At 47.8% G+C, this 24,095-nt stretch carries 23 protein-coding genes; 5 read left to right on the forward strand and 18 right to left on the reverse strand.

The genetic code is table 11. The features are described from left to right. The first annotated feature begins 43 nt into the window (after nucleotides 1–43). Nucleotides 44–967, forward strand: coding sequence for a pseudouridine synthase (locus ACM67B_RS06445; RefSeq protein WP_416188945.1), 924 nt, complete (start codon nucleotides 44–46; stop codon nucleotides 965–967). Nucleotides 968–1,024: 57 nt separating this feature from the next. Here the strand turns inward: ACM67B_RS06445 and ispG are convergent, their stop codons facing one another. The 9 genes from ispG to cmk form a co-directional block, all read right to left on the reverse strand. Then, nucleotides 1,025–2,290 carry a flavodoxin-dependent (E)-4-hydroxy-3-methylbut-2-enyl-diphosphate synthase gene (ispG, locus tag ACM67B_RS06450; protein WP_416188946.1) on the reverse strand — a complete coding sequence of 422 codons (1,266 nt, stop codon included), beginning with the start codon at nucleotides 2,288–2,290 and terminating at the stop codon, nucleotides 1,025–1,027. Between the two features lie 2 nt (nucleotides 2,291–2,292). Then, complete coding sequence (locus ACM67B_RS06455; RefSeq protein WP_416188947.1) at nucleotides 2,293–3,147, reverse strand: helix-turn-helix domain-containing protein; 855 nt, start codon at nucleotides 3,145–3,147, stop codon at nucleotides 2,293–2,295. A gap of 3 nt (nucleotides 3,148–3,150) precedes the next feature. Next, nucleotides 3,151–3,906, reverse strand: coding sequence for a type IV pilus biogenesis/stability protein PilW (gene pilW / locus ACM67B_RS06460; protein ID WP_416188948.1), 756 nt, complete (start codon nucleotides 3,904–3,906; stop codon nucleotides 3,151–3,153). A 3-nt stretch (nucleotides 3,907–3,909) separates the two neighbouring features. Beyond that, entirely contained in the window at nucleotides 3,910–5,004 is a 1,095-nt protein-coding gene (rlmN, locus tag ACM67B_RS06465) for a 23S rRNA (adenine(2503)-C(2))-methyltransferase RlmN (protein ID WP_416188949.1), read from the reverse strand. 234 nt (nucleotides 5,005–5,238) lie between these two features. Further along, the gene (gene ndk / locus ACM67B_RS06470) at nucleotides 5,239–5,664 is read right to left on the reverse strand and encodes a nucleoside-diphosphate kinase (protein WP_416188950.1); all 426 of its coding nucleotides are present in this window, start codon (nucleotides 5,662–5,664) and stop codon (nucleotides 5,239–5,241) included. A 121-nt stretch (nucleotides 5,665–5,785) separates the two neighbouring features. Further along, on the reverse strand, nucleotides 5,786–6,928 hold the full coding sequence (gene zapE, locus ACM67B_RS06475) for a cell division protein ZapE (RefSeq protein WP_416188951.1): 1,143 nt from the start codon (nucleotides 6,926–6,928) through the stop codon (nucleotides 5,786–5,788). A 153-nt stretch (nucleotides 6,929–7,081) separates the two neighbouring features. Beyond that, nucleotides 7,082–7,396 (reverse strand): integration host factor subunit beta, encoded by a 315-nt coding sequence (locus ACM67B_RS06480; protein ID WP_095503440.1) that lies wholly within the window; start codon nucleotides 7,394–7,396, stop codon nucleotides 7,082–7,084. A gap of 11 nt (nucleotides 7,397–7,407) precedes the next feature. Continuing rightward, nucleotides 7,408–9,090 carry a 30S ribosomal protein S1 gene (gene rpsA / locus ACM67B_RS06485; protein WP_100563139.1) on the reverse strand — a complete coding sequence of 561 codons (1,683 nt, stop codon included), beginning with the start codon at nucleotides 9,088–9,090 and terminating at the stop codon, nucleotides 7,408–7,410. 220 nt (nucleotides 9,091–9,310) lie between these two features. Next, nucleotides 9,311–9,970, reverse strand: a complete 660-nt coding sequence (gene cmk / locus ACM67B_RS06490) for a (d)CMP kinase (protein WP_416188952.1) — start codon at nucleotides 9,968–9,970, stop codon at nucleotides 9,311–9,313. Nucleotides 9,971–10,171: 201 nt separating this feature from the next. Between cmk and ACM67B_RS06495 the strand changes: the two genes are divergently transcribed. Continuing rightward, nucleotides 10,172–11,398: a uracil-xanthine permease family protein gene (locus ACM67B_RS06495; RefSeq protein ID WP_416188953.1), complete on the forward strand. Its 1,227-nt coding sequence runs from the start codon at nucleotides 10,172–10,174 to the stop codon at nucleotides 11,396–11,398. 213 nt (nucleotides 11,399–11,611) lie between these two features. Here ACM67B_RS06495 and ACM67B_RS06500 read toward each other — a convergent pair whose 3' ends face one another. Beyond that, nucleotides 11,612–12,214, reverse strand: a complete 603-nt coding sequence (locus ACM67B_RS06500; protein ID WP_416188954.1) for a DUF4230 domain-containing protein — start codon at nucleotides 12,212–12,214, stop codon at nucleotides 11,612–11,614. 226 nt (nucleotides 12,215–12,440) lie between these two features. Here ACM67B_RS06500 and ribBA point away from each other — a divergent pair, with 226 nt between their 5' ends. Both ribBA and ACM67B_RS06510 read left to right on the forward strand, forming a co-directional pair. After that, the gene (gene ribBA, locus ACM67B_RS06505) at nucleotides 12,441–13,775 is read left to right on the forward strand and encodes a bifunctional 3,4-dihydroxy-2-butanone-4-phosphate synthase/GTP cyclohydrolase II (RefSeq protein ID WP_416188955.1); all 1,335 of its coding nucleotides are present in this window, start codon (nucleotides 12,441–12,443) and stop codon (nucleotides 13,773–13,775) included. 133 nt (nucleotides 13,776–13,908) lie between these two features. Next, nucleotides 13,909–14,175 (forward strand): GNAT family N-acetyltransferase, encoded by a 267-nt coding sequence (locus tag ACM67B_RS06510; protein ID WP_416188956.1) that lies wholly within the window; start codon nucleotides 13,909–13,911, stop codon nucleotides 14,173–14,175. Nucleotides 14,176–14,442: 267 nt separating this feature from the next. Here ACM67B_RS06510 and ACM67B_RS06515 read toward each other — a convergent pair whose 3' ends face one another. From ACM67B_RS06515 to ACM67B_RS06550, 8 genes are all read right to left on the reverse strand, one after another. Then, nucleotides 14,443–15,786: an aldehyde dehydrogenase family protein gene (locus ACM67B_RS06515; RefSeq protein WP_416188957.1), complete on the reverse strand. Its 1,344-nt coding sequence runs from the start codon at nucleotides 15,784–15,786 to the stop codon at nucleotides 14,443–14,445. 176 nt (nucleotides 15,787–15,962) lie between these two features. Then, nucleotides 15,963–17,135 (reverse strand): hypothetical protein, encoded by a 1,173-nt coding sequence (locus ACM67B_RS06520; protein ID WP_416188958.1) that lies wholly within the window; start codon nucleotides 17,133–17,135, stop codon nucleotides 15,963–15,965. Nucleotides 17,136–17,298: 163 nt separating this feature from the next. Continuing rightward, nucleotides 17,299–17,961, reverse strand: a complete 663-nt coding sequence (locus ACM67B_RS06525) for a MarC family protein (protein WP_416188959.1) — start codon at nucleotides 17,959–17,961, stop codon at nucleotides 17,299–17,301. Nucleotides 17,962–17,964: 3 nt separating this feature from the next. Further along, nucleotides 17,965–19,104, reverse strand: coding sequence for a rod shape-determining protein RodA (rodA, locus tag ACM67B_RS06530; RefSeq protein WP_416188960.1), 1,140 nt, complete (start codon nucleotides 19,102–19,104; stop codon nucleotides 17,965–17,967). Next, nucleotides 19,097–21,109, reverse strand: coding sequence for a penicillin-binding protein 2 (mrdA, locus tag ACM67B_RS06535; protein ID WP_416190531.1), 2,013 nt, complete (start codon nucleotides 21,107–21,109; stop codon nucleotides 19,097–19,099). The genes rodA and mrdA overlap by 8 nt, the downstream gene beginning before the upstream one ends. Nucleotides 21,110–21,152: 43 nt before the next feature. Continuing rightward, nucleotides 21,153–21,656 carry a rod shape-determining protein MreD gene (gene mreD, locus ACM67B_RS06540; protein ID WP_416188961.1) on the reverse strand — a complete coding sequence of 168 codons (504 nt, stop codon included), beginning with the start codon at nucleotides 21,654–21,656 and terminating at the stop codon, nucleotides 21,153–21,155. Between the two features lie 4 nt (nucleotides 21,657–21,660). Beyond that, nucleotides 21,661–22,512 (reverse strand): rod shape-determining protein MreC, encoded by an 852-nt coding sequence (gene mreC / locus ACM67B_RS06545; RefSeq protein ID WP_416188962.1) that lies wholly within the window; start codon nucleotides 22,510–22,512, stop codon nucleotides 21,661–21,663. 15 nt (nucleotides 22,513–22,527) lie between these two features. Then, a complete protein-coding gene (locus ACM67B_RS06550; RefSeq protein WP_095503426.1) occupies nucleotides 22,528–23,568 on the reverse strand; it encodes a rod shape-determining protein in 1,041 nt (346 codons plus the stop codon). A gap of 233 nt (nucleotides 23,569–23,801) precedes the next feature. Between ACM67B_RS06550 and gatC the strand changes: the two genes are divergently transcribed. After that, nucleotides 23,802–24,092: an Asp-tRNA(Asn)/Glu-tRNA(Gln) amidotransferase subunit GatC gene (gatC, locus tag ACM67B_RS06555; protein ID WP_416188963.1), complete on the forward strand. Its 291-nt coding sequence runs from the start codon at nucleotides 23,802–23,804 to the stop codon at nucleotides 24,090–24,092. Nucleotides 24,093–24,095: the final 3 nt, after the last annotated feature.

Consider the following 24,095-nt stretch of genomic DNA (forward strand, 5'->3'; position numbering starts at 1 on the left):
AAATCATTTCAATCCCAAGAAGGCTTCGGGTAAAATACGCAGCATGAATACACGCATCAATCCCCTGCCGCTGCTTGACGGCGTAAAGCCCAGTTATCTGGTGTTGCCGCACGACAAATCGTTTTACGGCTTGCCGCTTTTGCATTTTTTATGCGCCCGTTTTCCATTTGTCAATGAAACCAATTGGCGCAAACGCTTAAACAGCGGATTTGTGGTCGATTCAGACGGCATGGCGTTGAATGCGGATACACTCTTTCAGCCCGGACAAACAATTTATTATTACCGCGAAATCAGCCGTGAAGATGAACTGCGCATTCCCTTTGACGAAAAAATCCTGCATATTGACGAGCATTTGATTGTGGTAGATAAGCCGCATTTCCTGCCGGTGATTCCCAGCGGCCGTTTTTTACGCGAAACCTTGCTGACCCGCTTGCGCCTACACCCTGATTTGCAACATCTAAATGTGGAACACATCACCCCGATTCACCGTCTAGACAAAGACACCGCAGGTGTGATGTTGCTATCGCACAATCCTGCCAGCCGCCGCGATTATCAGACCATGTTCCAAAACAAAACAGTGCGCAAAACCTATGAAGCCGTTGCTCCCACGCGCACGGATTTGATTTACCCTTATTCGGTCCAATCGCGGCTGGTGCGTGGTGACCAATTTTATTTAACGAAAGAAATTGATGGCGAGCCGAATGCCTTTACCACCATCGAATTGATTGAAAATCGCGGCAAAACCAGCCTTTACTGCTTGCAGCCGATTACCGGCAAAAAACACCAACTTCGGGTGCACATGATGAGTTTGGGCATACCGCTGTTAAACGATGCGCTTTATCCTGTTGCGCTGGCGGCTGGTGATGAAGATTATGAAAAGCCGTTAAAACTATTGGCAAAAAGCATTGAGTTTAGCGACCCTATTAGTGGCGATATTCGCAAATTTGAAAGTACTCAAAAGCTGTAAAATGAAAGACCGTCTGAAAAGAAATATTTCAGACGGCCTTTATTTTAATATCAAGAATTAAGCATTTTTAATCGGAATCACACGCGGCTGAACGCGTTTGGCGCCGCCTTCACGATAATTCTCTTTCACATATTCTTCGACAATCAGCAAGAACTCTTGTGCGATGTTGTCGCCTTTTAAGGTGACTTTGCGTTCGCCATCAACATAGACCGGCGCAACAGGCGTTTCGCCCGTACCCGGCAGACTGATGCCGATGTCGGCCAATTTACTCTCACCCGGCCCGTTCACCACGCAACCCATCACGGCCACGTTTAAAGATTCCACACCCGGATAAACCGTGCGCCACACGTTCATTTTTTGACGCAGGTAATTTTGCACATCTTGCGCCAATTCTTGGAATACCGTGCTGGTGGTGCGACCGCAACCCGGACAAGCCGTAACCATTGGCGTAAACGAACGCAAACCCATGGTTTGCAAAATTTCTTGGCCGACAATTACTTCTTGCGTGCGTGAGCTACCCGGTTCCGGCGTCAGGGAAATGCGAATGGTGTCGCCAATGCCTTCTTGCAGCAACACGGCCAGCGCCGCAGTAGATGCTACAATGCCTTTGCTGCCCATACCAGCTTCGGTCAAACCCAAATGCAGCGGATATTGGCAACGGCTACCCAACTCGCGATACACTTGAATCAAATCCTGTACTGCGCTGACCTTGCACGACAAAATGATTTTATCTTCCGGCAAGCCCAAGCTCACCGCTTTTTCAGCCGACTCTAAAGCAGAAACGATCAAGGCTTCTTTCATCACTTCTTCGGGCGGTCGCGGCGTGGCTGAAGCCATGTTGGCATCCATCATGCGCTTAGCCAAACTCTGATCCAAAGAACCCCAGTTCACACCGATGCGCACGGCTTTGTTGTTTTCAGCCGCAGTGCGGATCATGTAGGCAAATTTTTCATCACCCTTCACGCCTTTACCGACATTACCCGGATTGATGCGGTATTTGGCCAAGGCTTTGCCGCACTCGGGATATTCGGCCAACAAGCGTTCGCCGTTAAAATGGAAATCACCGACTAACGGTGTGTTGTAGCCCATATCATCTAAGCGCTGACGGATTTCGGCCACTTTGGAAGCCGCTTCGGGGCTGTTAACGGTAATCCGTACCATTTCCGAACCGGCATCGCTCAATTCTTTCACTTGTAAAGCGGTGCCTTCTGCATCGGCGGTATCGGTGTTGGTCATGGATTGCACCACAACCGGCGCACTGGAGCCAACGGTCACATGATCAATTTGGACTTGATGAGTTTGACGGCGTTTGAGTGTGTTCATGTTTATTTTTTTCCTGCAATAAAGGTGGCAGACTGTTTGCCTGGTGCACGGTAATCAACCGGACGAATGCTGGTGCCGCCATAATTGGCTTCGGCACCGGCTGCGATACCAACCCATACTTCATAAGGTGCACTGCCTTTGAAGCGGCGCTCACTACCGGCCGGAATAATGTTGCTGAATACCATTTTGCCATCTTTATCATGAATAATCAGATTACTGCGGTACTGCACTTTCACCCACAATTCATCGGCAGCCACTTCGATTTTCGGCTCGGAAGCGGCAACATCTGAAGCGGCAGAAGCAGCTGCAATCACTTGTGTGCCTTGCTCGGCCATTTTCGACACTTCGATATTACTTGCTTTTAAGGCCGGAGCCTGCAGACTGTTTTGCACAGCACTACTGTCTTGTGCGTTTTGACGATTGTTTTCCAAGTTAGATTTATTTTGCCAAAGATAAATCCCGCCTATAATTAAAGCTAAAGCAGCTACCCCCAAAATCCATTTTGGAAACCCGCTTTTTTCTATACTTTGATAATTAAAGCCTGGCTCTTTTTCTCGATTAACCGCATACACATGATCGGCTGCTTGCGGCACAACAGTTTTCAGACGGCCTGCAATTTCCTGTTCTTCCATTTTCAATAAACGGGCATAGGAACGCAGAAAACCGGTAGCAAATACCAAACCGGAAAAGCTGGAATAATCGCCTTTTTCCAAGTCTTGAATTTGCTCAATAGATAATTTTAAACGACCTGCAACTTCACTGATGTCCATACCCTGCTTTTCACGCAGTTCGCGCAATTCATTACCCAGTGCTTTTGCTGCTTCGATGTTGTGTACTGGTTTTGGTTGGTTTTGCATGTATTATTGACCTGTCGTTATTGACTGTAATTCTTTAGCGTACGGAAAATTGGCTCTTAATCGGACTTCGTATTCATAAGCTGCCTGAGTATTGCCCTGCGCATTGGCCAAATGCCAGCCCAACAGCAAATCATCCGCCTGCAATACGCTAACCTTGCTTTGGTATTGGCGGAAGTACTCACCGGCATCATCCAAACTACCTGCCAACATTTTGGTACGCGCCAATTCTTTAAATGCCGGTAAAAATCCCGGAGAAGCTGCCAAGGCTCGTTGCAAATAAGCCTCAGCCAGTGCGAATTGTCCCATTTTTGTACTGCAAATGCCTTTGTTCAAATTCGCCACATATGGGTTGGGATAAGTCGGATCTGATAAGGCTTTATCGAAATATGAAATCGATTCTGCCGGGTTGTTCATTTCACTGCAGATAAACCAGCCATAGTTATTGTTAATTTCCGCACTATTCGGTTTTAGTGACAAAGCCTTTAAAAAACTCTCTTGGGCTTTGTCTTTCACTTTCAAATATTGGTAAATCTGCGCGCGTACCAACCAAGCAGCTTCATTTCCGGCATTAGATTTCAGTGCCTCTTCAATTGCCTGTATTGCCTGCCGGTAATCTTGAATATGCATATACTCTAAGGCTAGCTGCGTTTTAATATTAGATACCCGCACTGCTTGCTCATGTAAGCTGGTACCTGATGAGCCAGCACATGCCGCCAATATTAAAATCAAAACCACATATAATAAAGTATTTAACTTCATTGCTTAGCTTTGTTGTTCCACTAAAATTTGCTGCCATTTTTGTTGACGCTTGGTTTTATCTTGTACCTGTCCCGCCAGCTGGCCACAAGCCGCATCAATATCATCGCCACGTGTTTTACGCACCGTCACCACATGGCCTGCCTGCTGCAAAATATCGCGGAACACACGAATATTTTCATTAGTAGAACGGTCGTAACCGGAATTTGGGAAAGGATTAAACGGAATCAGATTGAACTTACATGGCACATCTTTTACTAATTCAATCAACTCACGCGCGTGTTGCGGTTTGTCGTTAATGCCATCCAGCATCACGTATTCAAAAGTAATGAAGTCGCGCGGAGCTTTCACCAGATAACGCTGACATGCCGCCATCAATTCTTTCAGCGGATATTTTTTGTTTAACGGCACAATCTCATCGCGCACCGTATCATTAGAAGCATGCAGCGACACCGCCAAAGCCACCGGCATGGCATCGCGCAAACGATCCATCTGCGGCACCATGCCCGAAGTCGAAACAGTTACACGGCGGCGGCTCAAACCGTAACCATGATCGTCAAGCATAATACTCAAAGCGGTGACCACGTTATCAAAGTTCGCCATCGGCTCGCCCATGCCCATCATCACCACATTGGAAATCACGCGCTCGTTTTTCGGCGTTACCCCCATCGCTTTGTTTGCCCACCACAATTGGCCGATGATTTCGGCAGCGGTCAAATTACGGTTGAAGCCTTGGCGGCCGGTAGAACAAAACGTACATTCCAATGCACAGCCTACTTGCGACGAGATACACAAGGTGCCGCGTTCGGCTTCGGGGATAAACACCGTTTCCACGCCGTTGCCGGTGCCGACATCCAGCAACCATTTGCGTGTGCCGTCAGTAGATTCTTGCGACGTCATCAATTGCGGGATGCCGATGGTAGCTTGTTCGTTTAATTTTTGGCGCAATGATTTGGCCAAATCGGTCATTTCATCAAATTCAGAGGCACCCGATTGGTGAATCCAACGCATCACTTGCTTGGCGCGAAATGGTTTTTCCCCCATTGCGGCGAAGTGTTCGGTCAAGCCTTGTAAATCAAAATTCAGTAGATTGGTTTTCATGTATTCTTAAAGTATGAGAAGCTGTTAAATTAAAATTATATAGAATGGCAAGATACAGCTTTAATTTAAAAGCTTGCTATTTTGTTATTTTCAGACGGCCTATTTCAATAAAAGTAAAAGGCCGTCTGAAAACATATCCGACAAAGTCTTTTAGCCGTCTGTCTATTTTTCCGAATAAGGATTGCATTCGGAAAAATCATTCAGACGGCCTCAAACAAATCGACAGTACGTCAATTAACGAGGGCAGATTTCGCTGTCGTTAAAAAAGTAAGCGATTTCGATGGCAGCGTTTTCCAAGCTGTCAGAACCGTGTACGGCATTGGCATCGATAGATTCAGCAAAGTCAGCACGGATGGTACCAGCAGCTGCTTCTTTAGGATTGGTCGCACCCATCAGCTCGCGGTTTTTTGCTACGGCATTTTCGCCTTCTAACACTTGAATCATTACTGGGCCGCTGGTCATGAATTTAACCAGATCAGCAAAGAAAGGACGCTCTTTGTGTACCGCGTAGAAACCTTCGGCTTCCTCTTGGCTCAGGTGCTTCATTTTTGCGGCAACGATTTTCAAGCCGTTGCTTTCAAAGCGGTCATAAATTTTACCGATAACGTTTTTGCCTACGGCATCCGGTTTTACGATAGAGATGGTGCGTTCAATAGTCATGTCATGTCCTTATATTCATTGCATTTTGCAATAGGTTTTCTCAAAATTCGACGAAGCTTTATTTTACCAAACTTCATTTGCTTTTGGTAAAAAGCAGCTTCGGCCGGTCAAAAAATGATGCTTATTTTTTCTTACCCAGCGTCAGATGCGGCTGCTCTAAATACACTTCAGACTGCATTTCCACCATTCGGCTGGCAGTACGGGTAAATTCCGCGGCAAAATCGCCTTCAACATAAATATCGTTCACATCGACTGCACTGGTGGCGCACAATTTCACACGGAAATCATACAAAACGTCAATCAGCCACGTCAGACGGCGGGCTTCGGCTTTTTCCAGCGGGGTTAAACGCTCTAAGCCGGACACAAACACGATCTCATAATTCTCCGCCAAATACAGATAATCCGCTTGCGAACGAGGGCCAAAGCATAAGGCGCGGAAATCAAACCAAATGGCTTTGTCTGATTTGGCTTTATGTGGAATTTCACGGTCGTGAATGATGCTGATACCCGGATTCAATTCCGATGTATGCGCCATTTCTTTAAACAATTCGGCCAGCTTGTTTTCATTCTCTTCATTACTCGGCACAAAGAAAATTTCAGCCGGCTTCAAGGTGCGCAAACGGTAATCTTCGCCACCATCCACGTTCAATACCGTCAGATTGGATTCAATCAAGGCAATGGTCGGTAAGAAGCTGCTGCGGTTTTGTCCTTGCGGATACAGTTCAGACGGAGCATAGTTGGAAGTTGCCACCAACACCACGCCTTCGTTTAACAAATTTTCCAACAGGCGGCCAAGAATCATGGCGTCGGCAATGTCGCTGACGTGAAATTCATCAAAGCACAAAACACGCGTTTCTTGGGAAATCTCAGAAGCCACGGCTTTCAATGGATTCGCTTCGCTTTTCAAGCCTTTCAGTCGCTGGTGAATTTCTGCCATAAACGCATGGAAGTGAACACGGCGTTTGCGTTTATATGGTAGGCAGCCAAAAAAAGCATCCATTAGAAAGCTTTTACCACGACCTACACCGCCATAAAAATACAGCCCTTTCGGCACTTGCGGCGAACGCAGGCTGCGGCCCAAAAAACGGTTGCGCTTGCGTTTGAACATCATCAGTTCAGTCCACAAACGGTCTAAATGCTCAATGGCAACGGCTTGAGCTTCATCACGAATAAAATTAGGTTGCTGGGCAGCTGCCTGATACCACGTCAGCGGACTGTGGTTTTCAAAACTTGGGGGGACAAACAGATTTTCTCTATCACTCATTACCGAACCTTATTATTTATTAATTCTAACTGAATGGCAGCCATTATAAATGATTTCAGACGGCCTCCAAGCATTTATCGTATGAAACTTCTTTATTGCTTGAATTTATAAGAAAAAACGCCGCATTTCTGCGGCGTTTGTTTACTCAGGTTTTTAGTTGGCGTTCTCTTGCAGAGCCAAGTCCACACGTTCGCGCAATTCTTTACCCGGTTTGAAATGTGGAACATGCTTTTCAGGCACTTCCACACGCTCGCCGGTTTTCGGGTTGCGGCCCACACGGGCTGGACGGTGGTTCAAGTCAAAGCTGCCGAAACCACGGATTTCAATACGTTGGCCACGAGCCAGCGAACGGGTCATGGTATCTACCAAAACTTTCACGCTATACTCAACGTCTTTAGCCATCAATTGATTTCCGTTTTTCTCGGCAAAAACCTCTGCCAAACGAACCATTAATTCAGACTTCGTCATTGTCTGTAACCTTATTCTTCACCAGACAATTTAGCTTTCAGCAAGTCGCCCAAGCTGGTGGTACCGGCATTGGCAGTTGCTGCAGAATTTACTGAGTTCAAAGCATCGCGGTTTTCTTTAGCGTCTTTAGCTTTTACAGACAAGCGGATGCTGCGGTTTTTGCGGTCAACAGTTGCGATAACGGCTTCAACTTCGTCGCCTTCTTTCACAACATTGCGCAAGTCTTCAACGCGCTCGCTAGACCATTCAGCTGCCGGCAAGTAAGCTTCTACTTCGTCAGACAAAGCCACTACAGCGCCTTTAGCGTCAACAGATTTCACAGTACCTTTAACCAAAGCACCTTTGTCGTTTACGCTCACGAAGTTACCGAATGGGTCGCCTTCCAATTGTTTGATGCCCAAAGAGATGCGCTCTTTGTCCACATCGATGGCCAATACAACGGCTTCAACTTCTTCGCCTTTTTTGTATTTGCGAACGGCTTCTTCACCAGACTCAGTCCAAGACAGGTCAGACAAGTGAACCAAACCGTCGATGCCACCAGGCAAGCCTACGAATACACCGAAGTCCGTAATCGATTTAACCGCACCAGACAATTTGTCGCCTTTGTTGTGGTTAGCAGCAAATTCTTCCCATGGGTTAGCTTGACATTGTTTCATGCCCAAAGAAATACGACGACGATCTTCATCGATTTCCAAGATCATCACTTCTACTTCGTCGCCCAATTGAACCACTTTGCTTGGGTGAACGTTTTTGTTGGTCCAGTCCATTTCAGAAACGTGTACCAAACCTTCGATACCTTGTTCGATTTCAACGAATGCACCGTAGTCGGTCAAGTTAGACACTTTACCGAACAGGCGGGTACCTTGTGGGTAACGACGGGTCAGACCGCTCCATGGATCTTCGCCCAATTGTTTCATACCCAGAGAAACGCGTTGCTTGTCTTGGTCGAATTTCAATACTTTGGCTTCAACTTCTTGGCCGACTTCCAACACCTCGCTTGGGTGTTTCACACGGCGCCATGCCAAGTCGGTGATGTGCAGCAAACCGTCGATGCCGCCCAAGTCAACGAATGCACCGTAATCGGTGATGTTTTTAACGATACCTTTAACAACCGCACCTTCTTGCAGGTTTTCCAGCAAGGCTTTGCGCTCTTCACCCAAAGTTGCTTCCAAAACGGCACGACGTGATACCACCACGTTGTTGCGTTTTTTGTCCAATTTGATAACTTTGAATTCAATCTCTTTGCCTTCAAAGTGTGAAGTGTCTTTAACCGGACGAACGTCAACCAAAGAACCCGGCAAGAATGCGCGGATGCTGTTGATCATCACAGTCAAACCACCTTTTACTTTGCCGTTGATCACGCCAGACAAGATGTCGCCGTTTTCCATTGCTTCTTCCAAAGCAATCCAGTCGGCAGCGCGTTTGGCTTTTTCACGAGACAGTTTGGTTTCACCGAAACCGTTTTCAACAGATTCGATGGTTACGGTAACGAAGTCACCAACTTTAACTTCAATTTCGCCTTGAGCGTTTTTGAATTCAGCTACATCAATCAGAGATTCTGATTTCAGACCTGCGTTAACGGTCACAAAGTTTTGGTCGATTGCCACTACTTCAGCGGTAATCACCTCACCTGGGTTCATCTCTTGCAGGGTGAAGCTTTCTTCCAATAACTGAGCAAAATTTTCCATAGACATAAATAACTCTTTTCGGTACACCGCCAAGGGGTGCGGGGTAAGTTAGACATCGCTCACCGCCCTTGGCACGGCAAGCGTCAAAATCAAATCGATTAAAATAAAAATGCTGCGGTAAGAATACTTTTGCAGCTTTGTTATTTTAACCGACTATAATTTTTCAGACGGCCTTTCATGATAAAAAGGCCGTCTAAAATCAAGCAAAAGAATTATACAGCAATTTTCAGACTTTGCTATACCAATCAAGCACTTTTTTTACGCTTTCTTCGATACCCAACTCGGTCGTATCCAAAAGCTGCGCATCCGGCAATTGCTGCAAAGGCGCAACGGCACGGCGGCGGTCGGCTTCGTCACGCGCTTCGATATCCGACAGAATGCGGTCAAATTCCACACCCTCACACGGCAAGCCGATTTGCTTGGCGCGGCGTTCGGCGCGCACTTGCGCGCTGGCAGTCAAAAACACCTTCAATGCCGCTTCAGGGAAAATCACGGAACCGATGTCACGACCATCGGCCACCAAGCCTTTATCGGTTAAGAAATCACGTTGGCGCTGCAACAAAGCGGTACGCACTTGCGGCAATTGCGCCACAGCAGATGCGCCCATACCGATGGCTTCGGTGCGGATTTGCTCGGAAACATCTTCACCATTGAGCAATACTTTTTGGCCGTCAAACTCAGCCGGCAAACGTTCCGCCAATTGGGCTACGCCGGCTTCATCCGTCCACTCGACATTTTCTTTTTGGGCATATAAAGCAGTCAGGCGGTAAAGCGCACCCGAATCCAGATAATCAAAGTCCAAGGCAGCGGCTACGCGTGAAGCAACTGTTCCTTTTCCTGAAGCACTCGGCCCATCAATGGCAATAACTTTTTGTTTTTCCGACATATCTGTTCTCTTTATCGTGTTGGGTTTGAAGGCAGCGCAAAGGCCGTCTGAACAACCATTGCGGCCGTTAGCGACATTATAAACAATCTCGACCGCAAATTCATGGTTTCAGACGGCCTTCGCATGCAAAGACGATACAAAAGCTGCCCGAATCATCGTATAATCGCGCCCGATTGTTTCAAAATCATCACGGAATTTAACATGCAACAACTTAAACTTGCCATTTCCGGCGCACAAATTTTATTTGTCGCGTTCGGTGCGATGGTACTCGTCCCCCTGCTCACCGGCCTGAATCCCGCTCTTGCCTTGCTTGGCGCAGGTATCGGCACACTTTTATTTCAATTGCTCACCAAACGCAAAGTGCCGATTTTCTTAGGCTCTTCGTTTGCCTTCATCGCACCGATTATTTATTCCATCGGCGAATGGGGCTTGCCGTCAACCATGTTCGGCTTATTTGCCGCCGGTTTTATGTATTTCATCTTTGCCGCACTGATTCGCTGGCGCGGCTTGGAAGCGGTACATAAATTATTGCCGCCTGTGGTGATTGGCCCAGTGATTATGGTGATTGGTTTATCCGTCGCCGCTGCGGCCAGCCAAATGGCCATGGGTCAATCCGGCGGTCAGCAAGTGATTGAATACAGCGACTCCTTGATTTTGGCCGGATTCACTTTTGCCGTAACCGTGATCGTATCGGTATTCGGCAGCAAAATGATGAAGCTGATTCCAATTTTAATCGGCGTGGCTTCCGGCTACATCTTGGCGCTCATTATGGGCTTGGTCGATACTTCGCCAATTGCCGCCGCACCTTGGTTTGCCATTCCCCACTTCGAAACGCCTGAAGTTAACTGGCAAGCAGCTTTGTTTATGCTGCCTGTCGCCATTGCCCCCGCCATCGAACACATCGGCGGCATCATGGCCATCGGCAACGTAACCGGCAAAGACTACGCCAAAGACCCAGGCTTAGATAAAACTCTGGCCGGCGACGGCTTGGGCGTGTGTGTGGCTGGTTTAATCGGTGGCCCGCCTGTCACCACTTACGGCGAAGTCACCGGCGCGGTAATGATTACCAAAAACAGCAATCCGAAAATCATGACTTGGGCGGCCATTTTCGCCATTTGCATGGCCTTTTTCGGTAAATTCAACGCGTTCTTAGCATCAATTCCCTTGCCGGTGATGGGCGGCATTATGATTTTGCTGTTCGGCACCATCGCATCACTGGGCTTGAAAACGCTGATTGATGCCAAAGTAGACTTAATGCAGCCGAAAAACTTGGTGATTGTCAGCTCAGTACTCACTACCGGCGTGGGCGGCATGATTATCAAGTTTGGCACTCTCAGCTTCGCCGGTGTCGGCTTGTGCGCGATTTTGGCGATTTTGCTGAACTGGATTTTACCGACAGCGAAAGAACCTGCCGCACCGGTTGAGTAACTTTGTTGGTATCACAAAGGCCGAGACCTTTGCAAAATCCCTATCTTTGGCACATTTCTTCGTTGTGCGCTGCTCGAAAGCTTGCCTATCTTGATGATATGTCTTCACTTTCTGCGCTACTACAACTTTGAACTGTACTCAAATCTAGGGTTTTGCAAAGGTCTCACGCCGTCTAAAAAAATCATTTTCAGACGGCCTTTTTACTTTCATTTCCTATTTACACACCGGCACCGCAGCCGGATAAATCGATACTTGCGTTTGCGTCAATCTAAACAAATCTTCCAGCTGCCGTTGCGCTTGCGTGGTGGCATTCTTCAAAATATCGGCTTTACACGCACTGGTGAGTACCTGTTTACGTGCCTGCTCTTGCACGGTTTTAAACACCGTTTTATCCATCGGCAAAATATTTAGTGAACCGGTTTGAATGTCGTAAACTTCAATATCTTCCAAATCTACGCTGAGTATTTCCACTTCCGGCAAGCTGACGATGACTTTTTCATCGATGATGTTCACATTATCAGCAGTGATTTTATCCAAATCGACACCGGCCAACACTTTGCCGCGCACGATAAACAAACCGCTTTGCGCATCCTGCCACAGCTTGCGCCAGTCGCCTTTTTTCTCAGTGCGGATAATGGTGTCGATATAAAACGCTGTGCTTTCCAAGCGGTTGAGCTGCTTGATTTGCGTCAACACCCCTTCGCGCGACAATACTTCAGCTTGCTCTTGCGCAACACGTTCATGATAAAACCAACCACCTGCTGCCGCAGCCGCAACCAGCAACACCACCAGCAGCCCGCGAAAAAATGTCTTCATCGTATTAACCTTAAAACTTTTAATGAAATCAAATGGCAATATGCTTGCTTTTGATATAATTTCAATCACAAAGGCCGTCTGAAAACCTAATTTTACGTTTCAGATGGCCTTGTTTTCTTATTTAAAATAATTACTATAAAGTAATATAAATACCTCATATTACCAAATTTGCTTTTTGGTAAAGTTGGGACTACAATCAATTACGTTCTCACACACAGGACACACCATGACCATTACCGAATTGCGCCGCCACAATCTGCGACTATGGATTAACCAGCAATGCGGCGGTCAGCAAGCCCGATTGGTTGCGGCAACCGGCATCAATCAGGGCGAACTCTCCGCTTTATTGAAAAACAAATCCTTCGGCGAGAAAAAAGCCCGAAAAATAGAGCGCGATGCCGCCATGCCCGAAATGTGGCTCGACACCGTACACACACCCACTCCCTCCGAATCTCAAGAAAGCAAAGCCATGAATATTGCCACCATTCCAGAAATTTTAGCCGACATCAAAGCCGGTAAAATGGTCATCATCACCGATGCCGAAGACCGTGAAAACGAAGGCGACCTCTTGATGGCCGCGCAATTTGTCACGCCCGAAGCCATCAATTTTATGATTAAACACGCCCGCGGTTTGGTTTGCCTGCCGATGGCCGAAGAAATGGTCGAAAAATTGGGTTTGCCGATGATGACACAGAAAAACGGCGCACAATACGGCACCAACTTTACCGTATCCATCGAAGCGGCCAACGGCATCGCCACCGGTATTTCCGCAGCCGACCGCGCTTTAACCATTCAAACCGCCGTATCGCCGACCGCCAAACCGGAAGACATCGTGCAGCCCGGCCACATTTTCCCATTACGTGCGCAAAAAGGCGGTGTCTTGGCGCGTACCGGTCATACTGAAGCCGGTGTCGATTTGGCGCAGATGTGCGGCCTGATTCCGGCAGCGGTGATTTGTGAAATCATCAACGACGACGGTACCATGGCACGCATGCCCGAATTAATGAAATTTGCCGAAGAACATGGCCTGAAAATCGGCACCATCACCGACTTAATCGAATACCGCAGCCGCACCGAAAGCCTGTTGGAAGAAATGGGCGACTCGCCGGTAAACACACCTTGGGGCGCATTCCAACAACACGTTTATGTCGATAAATTAACCGGCGAAACCCACTTGGCCTTGGTAAAAGGCACACCGACTGCCGAGAACGAAACTTTAGTGCGCGTGCATGAGCCATTCAGCGCTATGGATTTCATCTCGCCGAATCCGCGCCATTCTTGGTCGCTGCCGCAAGCCTTAACCCGCATTCAACAAGCCGAAAGCGGCGTGGTGATTTTAATGCATCGCACAGAAGACGGCGCTTCTCTGCTCGACCGAACCTTACCGAAAGGCGCAAACCAAGCCTTTAAATGGGACAGCAAAAGCTACGGCATCGGCGCGCAAATCTTGGCCAATCTCAACGTCAACAAATTGCGCGTATTGGGCAAACCGTCTGCTTTCACCGGCTTAACCGGCTTTGGCTTGGAAGTGGTCGGCTTTGAAGAAGCAGAAAACCAATAATTAAATTGTTTTAAACCAACAAGCCGTCTGAAACTTACCATTTCAGACGGCCTCAATTTTTTCTTGCACCCTGCGACAAATCTTTTATACTGATGAAGCAACCCGTCGATTTTCAATAACAAAGGAGAGAGTCATGCCGAATATCCAGCATCAAACCGAGTCGCAAAAATTTGTCTTATTGGCCGATGACGAAATTGTCGGCGAATTGGATTACCGCACGTTTGGCAATACGCTCGACATTACCCACACCCGAATCGAGCCGCAACATCGCGGTAAAGGTTTGGCGCGCCATTTGGTGAATGCAGCCATTCAGGAAGCCGATAAAAACGGTTTGAATTTGACCGCAAGCTGTGATTACGCCGAACAGATTCTGGCACGTGAAGGCCGCTTGTCGCATTGATTTCATCTGTTTTATTTTAAAGGCCGTCTGAAAAAATCATCTTTCAGACGGCCTGAGACTTTTTAAAACTCCTTGAAAAATGACAGCACAAAGAACCGCCGTCATTCCCGCGCAGGCGGGAATCCATCTTAAAATTTCAGAAACTTATTTTATTCAATAGTTTGCTATGCTCAAAAATGGATTCCCGCCTACGCGGGAATGACGGTCGTTTTGGTTTTTATTGATGATTCATAAGGTTTCGTAAATGTCTCGGCCTTTAACTATGAATTACTTCTGCCAATACGTTTTCACGTTCACAAATTCATACAAACCGAATTCCGACAACTCACGCCCATAGCCCGACGCTTTTACGCCGCCAAACGGCAAGCGCAAATCGCTGCTGGTGTGGCGGTTGATAAACACCGAACCGGCTTGAATGTGTTCAGCACATTGCCAAGCCTGCTCGGTATTGCCCGAATAAATCGCCGCGCCCAAGCCAAACGGTGAATCATTGGCCAATTCAACCGCATGCGCTTCGTTGTCTGCCCGCAAAATCATCGCCACCGGCCCAAACACTTCTTCATGATACGCACGGCAGGCCGGATTCACCCGATCCAACACCGTAGCCGGATAAAACCAGCCTTTGCCTGCGGGAATTTCGCCGCCTATCAGGCAATCCGCGCCATGTTCGATTGCATCGCGCACTTGCTCATGCACGGTATCGCGCAAATCGGCACGGTGCAACGGCGCAAGCGTGGTGTCGGCATCTTTGGGATGGCCGCTTTTCAATTTGGCGCATTCCGCCAAAAACAAAGGGATAAACTGATCGGCAACCGCTTCGGTCACAATGACGCGCTTGGCCGCATTACACGATTGGCCGGCATCGCGAAAACGCGAATAGCAGGCGTCTTTTGCCGCTTGCACCAAATCGGCATCGGGCATCACGATGAAGGCATTGCTGCCGCCCAGTTCCAACACGGTTTTCTTCAAATGCATACCGGCATGTGCGGCAAGTTGGCGACCGGTGTGGGTCGAGCCGGTAAACGCCATGGCATCGGTAGCTTCAATGGCTTTCAGCGTATCGTCATGGCTTAGCCAAGCCGGCATCATTGGTAAATCTTCACCGATGATGTCAAACAAAGCGGCAGTAACACGCGCCACGCTGGGGGCTGGTTTCACCACGCAGGCATTGCCAGCGCACAAAGCCGGAATGGCAAAACGCAGCACCTGCCACACCGGATAATTCCACGGCATCACCGCCAACACCACACCCAAAGGCTCAAATCGGACTTGGCTCAAACTCGCCTGCGTGGCGATGGTTTTGTGCGCCAGCAATTCTGGCGCCAGCCGCACATAATAGCGGATTAATTCAACCGATTTTTTCAGTTCGGCTTGACACTCATGCAAGCATCGCCCCACTTCTTCACACACCATTTCTGCCAAGCGCTCTTGCTCGTCGGCCAAGCGGTCGGCAAACTTGTTCAGCAAAGCCGTGCGTGCAGTGACATTGAGTGCGGCAAATTGTTGTTGGCGTTGCTGAAGCTGGTGCAGTGCCGTTGAAAATTCATCCCAACTTTGCGCGTCTCGGCGGTAAAGCATTTCGCCATCGGCGACGTTTATGCTGTGAAACAAAGTGTGCTCCTTTGAGTGCGTGTGTTTTTTTATAGGTAAACCGATATTATAACGAAGACCGTCTGAAATTGTTACCGGATAAAATGGCAGCAATATTGTTCAGACGGCCTGATGAATAAAAGCTCAAGGCCGTCTGAAATCTTTCAGACGGCCTTGATTAGCTGGTTAAGTTGGTTTTACTCACCCCAGAATTGGTGTGCAATGCGTTGACCTTGCTGGATTTTTTTCCATTGCTGTGCTTCGGTCAATTCGTTGCCGCCGTCGCAGGAAGCGAAGCCGCATTGGTGTGACAAGTATAATTTGTCTTTTGGCACATATTGCGTGGCTTCTTCCAACAATTTCAGCGTACGTGCTTCATCGTCCAAATCAGCGGTTTTGCTCGACAAGAAACCCAATACCACTTCAGCTTCCGGTTTATCAGCAAAGGCTTTTAGGGCGGTCAGGTTGCCGGCCCGTTCGTCGTCCCATTCCAGATAAAAACGGTCGTAATTTTGTTTTTTCAGGAACAAATCGGCGATGGTTTCATAGCTGCCGTCAGCCATGTTGCGCGAATCGTAGTTGCCGCGGCAATTGTGGGTGTACACTTTCAAGCCCAATTCATGGGCAAAGGCGATGATTTCATTGTTTAAATCGATGAAATCTTGTGCCAGATTTTGTGCTTCGGCGGTAAAGCCTTGGCCGCTGAACGGGCTATGCTCATTATCTGAAGCAAACAATTCCCACAAGCAATCGTCAAACTGAATGATTTTGCCGCCGGCTGCGTGGTATTCACGCAAGAAATCTTTGTATGCTTCGACCAAATCAGCACGCAAGGCTTCTTTGCTCTCATACACTTTGCCGCCGATGTTTTTCGACATGATGCCCAATTCGCCATAAATGTGCGAAGGCGATGGAATGCAGTGTTTCAACACGCTGCCTTCAGGCGATAAGGCTTCTAAGCGTTTGTAATGGTCAATGAACGCGTGGTGTTTACAGCAAACATGGTCGGTAAATTCGATACCAACGTCGCGACGGGTTTCGTATTTCTCATCAGGATTGTTATCGCGGAAAAAGTAGCCATGTTCGGCAATGAAGCGGCGGACACCGGCCAAGCCCCACACGAAATCCAAATGCCACAACGAGCGTGAAAATTCGCCATCGGTGATTTCAGGCAATTGATGCTCGGCTTGCTCTTTCACGATTTTGGCCACGGCTTCGTCTTCGGCTTCTTTATAGCCTTTCAATTCATCGTAAAACGGATATTGGATGTCGTCACGCTTTTCAATTTCACGCTTGAAAACCAACAAATCTTCTGGGCGCAGGAATGAGCCTACGGTTAAAAAGCGTTTTGAAGTCACTTGTTCTGTCATGTTAATTCCTTCTCTGGCGTTGTTTTTTATTGAGATGTCCCACTATACCCAAGCTTCTATACAACAATCAAACGCTTAATTTTCGCGAAAAACATGAATTTCATTCATAAAAAGGCCGTCTGAAATATTTCAGACGGCCTTGAGAACCATTTGTTGATGTACCTTAAGCAGCCAATTGAGGGAAAATAGCCTTCAAACCGGCTACAATGATTTCCACCGATACCGCTGCCAGCAGCATGCCCATAATCCGGTTGAGAATGCTCAAGCCGGTATCGCCCAGCCATTTGCTGACTTTTGCCGATGCCATCAACACGATATAGCAAAACAGGCTAATCAAAAATCCGGCGGCAATAATGCTGACCACGTCCCAATAATTTTGCGCCGCAGAGGCATAAATAATCACAGTAGAAATACCGCCCGGGCCAATCATCATCGGAATGGCAATCGGCACCACGGCAAACGACATCACATTATCTTTAGGTTTCGCCGTAATCGTAATCTCACTGTCTTCGCTGGTGCCCAAATCAGGCTTGGCCGGATTGTCGTCGCCTTTCATCATCGAAATGGCAATCAACAGCACCAAAATACCGCCGCCAACTTGGAACGAACCAACACTAATGCCCAGCAGCTTCAAAATAAAGCCACCACTGACGGCAAAAACTGAAATCACGATAAACACCGACAAAGTCGCCACTTTGGCGATTTTACGTCGCTCACGCGTGCTGTGGTTACGGGTTAAATCGAGATAAATCGACAACGCACTAAATGGATTAATCAACACCATAAAGGCGACAATTAATTTGGTGATTTCAACACCGAGTTCCATGTTTTATCCCTTTTGTGTTTCTGTTTTTGGTCGAGGTAGTTTTTGTTCATTGGCAATGCTCATCAGCAACGCCAAAATCATCATAATGGAAATGGTTGCCGTGCCGCCGTAGCTCACCAGTGGCAATGGCACCCCCACCACCGGCAAAATACCGCTCACCATGCCCATATTCACAAAGGCATAACAGAAAAAGGTCATGGTCAACGCGCCGGCCAATGTGCGGCTGTATAAAGTTTGCGCACGGCCGGCAATGTACAAACCGCGCCCCAAAATCACCAAATACACCAGCAATAATAAGATATTGCCGATTAAACCGAACTCTTCGCCAAACACGGCAAAAATAAAGTCGGTTGTGGCTTCGGGAATATAGTCGAGATGCGTTTGTGTACCATTGAGCCAGCCTTTTCCCCACACGCCGCCCGAGCCGATGGCAATCATCGATTGGATAATGTGATAACCAGCACCCAGCGGATCTTTAGTCGGGTCAAGTAAGGTCAACACGCGCGTTTTTTGGTAATCGTGCATGCCGTAATTCCACACCAAGGGCAATACGGCCACAAAGCCTACAATGGCGGCAAAAATCACTTTCCACGGCAATCCGGCAAAATACACCACAAACAGACCCGAAGCCATAATCAACGTGGCCGTGCCCAAATCAGGCTGTTTCAAAATCAACGCCACCGGCACCGCCATCAAGCCCAACGCGGCCAGATAATGCCACCAGCGCAATCGGCCTTCAAAGCGCTGGAAAAACCACGCTACCATCATCGGCAAACCGATTTTCATGATTTCAGAGGGCTGAATTCTGATACCGAGATCAAGCCAACGGGTTGAGCCGTTGACCGTTACGCCCGCAATTTCAACGCCAATTAACAAGACCACGCCCACCGCATAAATCGGCAGTGCCCATTTGGCAATGGTTTTCGGCGGAACTTGTGCCACGATCCACAATAAAATAAAGCCGATAACCGTATGCAGCGTTTTGTTTTCCAGCTGACCAAATTCTTGCCCATCGGCCGAATAAAGCAAAAACAGGCTCATGATGTACACGGCCAACATCGCAAAAAACAGCCAAGGATCAATCGGCGCCCATACGGTTTGCTTGATTTTTTTCGCCCAACCGACGCTTTGATGTTCAGTCATTATGCGTTTCCTTTGTCGGTTGTGAGGTTACAGAATGTTGATAGGCCGTCTGAAAAATTGAAGGGCGAACAGGCTTGGCTTGTTGCACACCAACGGTTGCCTGTTTGACCCATGCTTCAGATTCAGGCGGAAACTGATTTTGTTTCACGTTCAACATATAAAAATCGGTTAAACTGCGCGCCAGTGGGGCTGCATTCGCACCCCAACCACCGTTTTCCAGCAATACCGCAATGGCGATTTCCGGCTTGTTGACCGGCGCAAACGAAATAAACCATGCGTGGTCACGATGCTGCTCGCGCAAAGCGGCCGCATTATAAGATTTACCCTGCTGGATTTGCACCACTTGTGCGGTACCGGTTTTACCGCCCATGGTATAGGCCAAGCCCGCACCGATGCGATGGCCTGTGCCCCCCGGTTTCAATACTTTCACCATCGCATTTTTGATGTATTCAAAATTATCATGCTTAAATGGAATGGTACGTTCAGGAACCGGATTAATTTTGGTGATTTCCCGATTGTTGTAATTCAAAATTTCTCTAACCAAATGCGGGCGGTAAACCACGCCATCATTGGCCAAAGAGGCCGTGGCGTGCGCCATCTGTAAAGGGGTATAAGCGTTATAACCCTGCCCCACACTCACCGACACCATTTCCCCCGGCATCCATTCACGCGCCGATGGCGATTTGGCTTTGGCAAAACGTTTCGCTTTCCATTCACGGCTCGGCAGAATGCCGCGGTATTCATTCGGTAAATCGATACCAGTTTGCGCACCCAAACCAAACTCAGCCAGATAAGGATGCGTTTTATCAATGCCCAATTCATAGCCGGCACGATAAAAGAAGGTATCTGATGAAACCTGAATTGCTCGGCTCAAATTTGCCGAACCATGACCGCTGCGCACCGCATCACGGAACAAATGTCGGCTACCGGGAATGCTCCATGCACCCGGTGCAGGCAATACTGTCGATTGGGTTAACTTACCGCTTTCCAAAAAAGCCATACCGATAAAAGGTTTAAAGGTCGAACCTGGCGGATAAAGACCTTGCGTCACACGGTTGATTAATGGGCGCTGCCAATCTTCATTCAGCGATTTCCATGTTTCTGTATCAATGCCATCGATAAACAAATTCGGGTCAAAGGAAGGCTTGGACACAAATGCTAAAACATTACCGTTTTGCGGATTAATCGCCACCACCGCACCACGCTTGCCGCCTAAAATACGATCGGCTTCAAGCTGCATGCGGATATCCATGCCTAAGCGTAAAGTTTGTCCCATTTTAGGCGGTACATCTTTCAACACTTTGACGATATTGCCATAGGCATCTTTTTCTACTTCTTGATAGCCCGGCACACCGTGCAGCTGGTGTTCATAATAATTCTCCAAACCGGATTTGCCGATGTGGGTGCTACCGCGATACAGGGCGGTCAAGTCTTCTTCTTTGAGTTTTTCTTGGTCTCGATCGCTGATACGACCAATATAACCGACAAAATGTGAAGTTAACGCGCCATAAGGGTAAGAACGGAAAGTGCGCGAATTGACTTCAACACCTTTAAACTCATGCAAATGCACGGCCAACTTGGCAGCTTCTTCATCCGTCAGCTTTAATTTGAGCGGAATATTTTCGTATTTACGATAAGTTTCGCGGTATTTTTTGAAACGTTTCAAATCCGTTTCGCTGATGTTGACATACTGCCTTAAGGCTTCGATTAAATCATCCATCTTGCCTTCAATTTCACTTGGAATCACTTCCAATGAGAAAACAGGATAATTTTTCGCTAAAGGTACGCCATTGACATCAACAATTTCACCGCGAATGGGCGGTTTGGGAATGATGGTGATGCGGTTGGTAGATGCCCGACCGGTAAAGTCATCATGGCGCACTACTTGCAGATAAACAAAGCGTACCAATAATAGTGCGAAAAAAATTAAAATCAGCACAAAAGCCACCAACAGTCGCAAGATAGAATCTGATTGCGACGCATTGGCGGCTGATGGTTTAGGCATAGATTTCACCGGCTCGGCGGACAAATTTCGTTTCAACATGACTTTATCGACGGGAACGGCTGAAATTGATCAGAACCAGCATTAATTGGCTGAGCAAAGGCCAAAGCAGTGCACCGATAAATGGCGCAATAAAACTTTGCCAAGTAATGATTTGATGGTTTAGGAACAAACGCGCAGCAACCAGCACAGCCTGATTACACAACAAAGCCGCCAGCACCACTAAAATCTGCATCACATGACCATAGAGCATAATTTGGCGATGATAGCTCAACACAAAAAACACCATTATCGTATAAGACAAGGCGTGCAAGCCCAAAGAAGCGGCCGTACCGATATCAACCAAAAGCCCAACCACAAAAGCCACGCCCATACCGACAGCTTGCGGCCGTTGCATGGTCCAATACAGCAAGGTCAAAGCCGTTAATTCCGGCAGCCAGAAAAACACGTCGAAAGGAAACGGCATGAAATCCAGCAGCATTGCCACAATAAAGGTAACCACCACCATACTCAACGGCACGGCGTGGAAAGAATCATCAAATTCATTCATGAAATTAAGGTTCCGTCGGCGCGTAAATATGTTGCGGCAAAACCAGCACAAAGCGGCTGCCTTGCAGCGCGGCAAAAGGCGTAAGTGTGGTGTCGTAATAAGGCGTACCCGAAGCACGCACCACTTGATTGACCGTTGCCACCGGAATACCGGCCGGATACACACTATCCAAACCTGAAGTTAACAAAATATCGTTAGGCTTTAAATCAGAGGCCGTCGGAAAATAACGCAAATCCAATTTACTGCCGCTGCCGTAAAGCAAGCTGCGCTCACCAGTACGCTGCACAACCACCGGCACTATAGTTTTACTGCTGGACAGCAAACTGATTTCCGAGCTTTTCATTTGCACCTGGGTGACCTGACCGATTAAACCTTCGGTATCGATAACCGCGTCACCGTTTTTCACGCCGTCGCTGCTGCCTTTGTTGATAATCAGCTTTTCAGAAAGCGGATCTTTACCATTGGAAATCACTTCGGCACCAATCACATCACTGATGCCACGCTGTTGCAAACCATAAAGCTTTTTCAACTCACTCAATTCGCTTAAGTTGACTTTATCACGCTGCAAACGGATTTTCAGACGGCCGTTTTCTTCCTGCAAAATACGGTTTTGCTCCAGAAGCTCAGCCTGAGACTGCGACAAATTGCCGACATATTGATAGAGTCGCACAGGTTGATTGGCCAACCACTGTATCGGATACAAAATGGTTGCGCCGACCTGACGAATAGATTGAACGGCGGCAAAATGGCTGTCGAGCAGCATCAAAGCGATGCCCAACACCACGTAAACCGCCAACTTAAATAATGGCTTACGGCTATTATTGTCACCGTCAAACCGTAAAGACGATTGTTTCATACCCACCCTTTACGGTTAAGGATTTTCAGCAAAAATGGCATCCCACTTGCCGATATAGTCCAAAGCCTTACCTGCACCATAAGCCACACAATTCAAAGGCTCATCGGCAATACCGACCGGCAACCCGGTGGCATCGGCCAATAAAGTGTCGATGCCTTTGAGTAACGCACCGCCACCGGTCAACATAATGCCGCGATCGGCAATATCGCCCGCCAATTCCGGTGGAGCCTGCTCCAGCGCCAAACGCACTGCACGGACAATTTGATTTAATGGTTCGCTCAATGCTTCTCGAACTTCATCTGTGGTAACCGCAATCGATTTCGGCGTACCTTCTGCCAAATCTCGCCCCTTCACACGCAAAGCACTCATATCATCGTCATCAAATGCCGAGCCGATTTTCTTTTTCAATTCTTCCGCGGTCGCCTCTCCAATCAAGACACCGCGTTTACGGCGCACATAATGAACAATGCTTTCATCAAATGCATCTCCGCCGGCGCGTACCGAATCCGAATAAGCCATGCCCCCAAGTGACAAAATGCCGATTTCAGTCGTACCACCGCCAATATCGACAATCATCGAACCGGAGGTTTCTTCAATCGGCAAACCTGCGCCCAAAGCCGCAGCCATTGGTTCTTCAATCAAATGCACGCTGGATGCACCTGCTGCAAATGCAGAATCACGAATCGCTTTGCGCTCTACCTGAGTCGAGCCACCCGGCACACAAATTACCACGCGCGGTGGTACCACCATGCGGTCGCCGGTCGCCTTTTTAATTAGCAAACCCAACATCCGTTCGGTGATATTAAAATCAGCAATCACACCGTCTTTCATCGGACGGATAATCTCAATATTTCGCGGCGCACGACCCTGCATTTTTTTGGCTTCGGTACCGACCGCCAAAATTTTGGCTTTACTGTTGGCCTGACCGGTTTGCACCGCCACAATCGACGGCTCATCCAAGACAATACCACGGTCACGCACATAAATCAGCGTGTTGGCCGTACCTAAGTCGATGGCAATATCATTTGACAGAAAACGGGATAAAAAACGAAACATGAAAATACCTGAAATATCGGGCAACTGCCCTAAAATATCTTATTTTTAATAATCTTCTCAGAAAAGCAGACATGACCATTCGGAGCGCACATATTCCATTAGCCGATAAGCTATGCCGTTCTAAAAACCCCATGCAAACCCCTGGGGTTTTCGGTTATAATTCTTCATTTCATTGAAGATGAACGCAATGATACCTTATAAAGGTTGGATTTGCTATCAGACAAGGACACTTTATGGCTTTAACCTTAAACGATGTGGAAAAAATTGCCAAGCTTTCCCGCCTACGCTTAACCGACGAAGAACAAACACAGACTCTATCAGAATTAAATGACATTTTCGCCATGGTTGAAAAAATGCAAAACGTGGATACCGATGGTATCGAGCCAATGGCGCATCCGCACGAAGTCGCCCTGCGTCTACGGAAGGATGAAGTTACCGAAAGCGACCACGCAGCCGAATACCAAGCCGTGGCACCTGAAGTGCGCAATCGTTTATACATCGTACCGCAAGTCATCGAAGAATAAATT

This window comes from Neisseria sp. CCUG17229 (assembly GCF_047839235.1).
Classification (GTDB): Bacteria; Pseudomonadota; Gammaproteobacteria; order Burkholderiales; family Neisseriaceae; genus Neisseria; species Neisseria brasiliensis.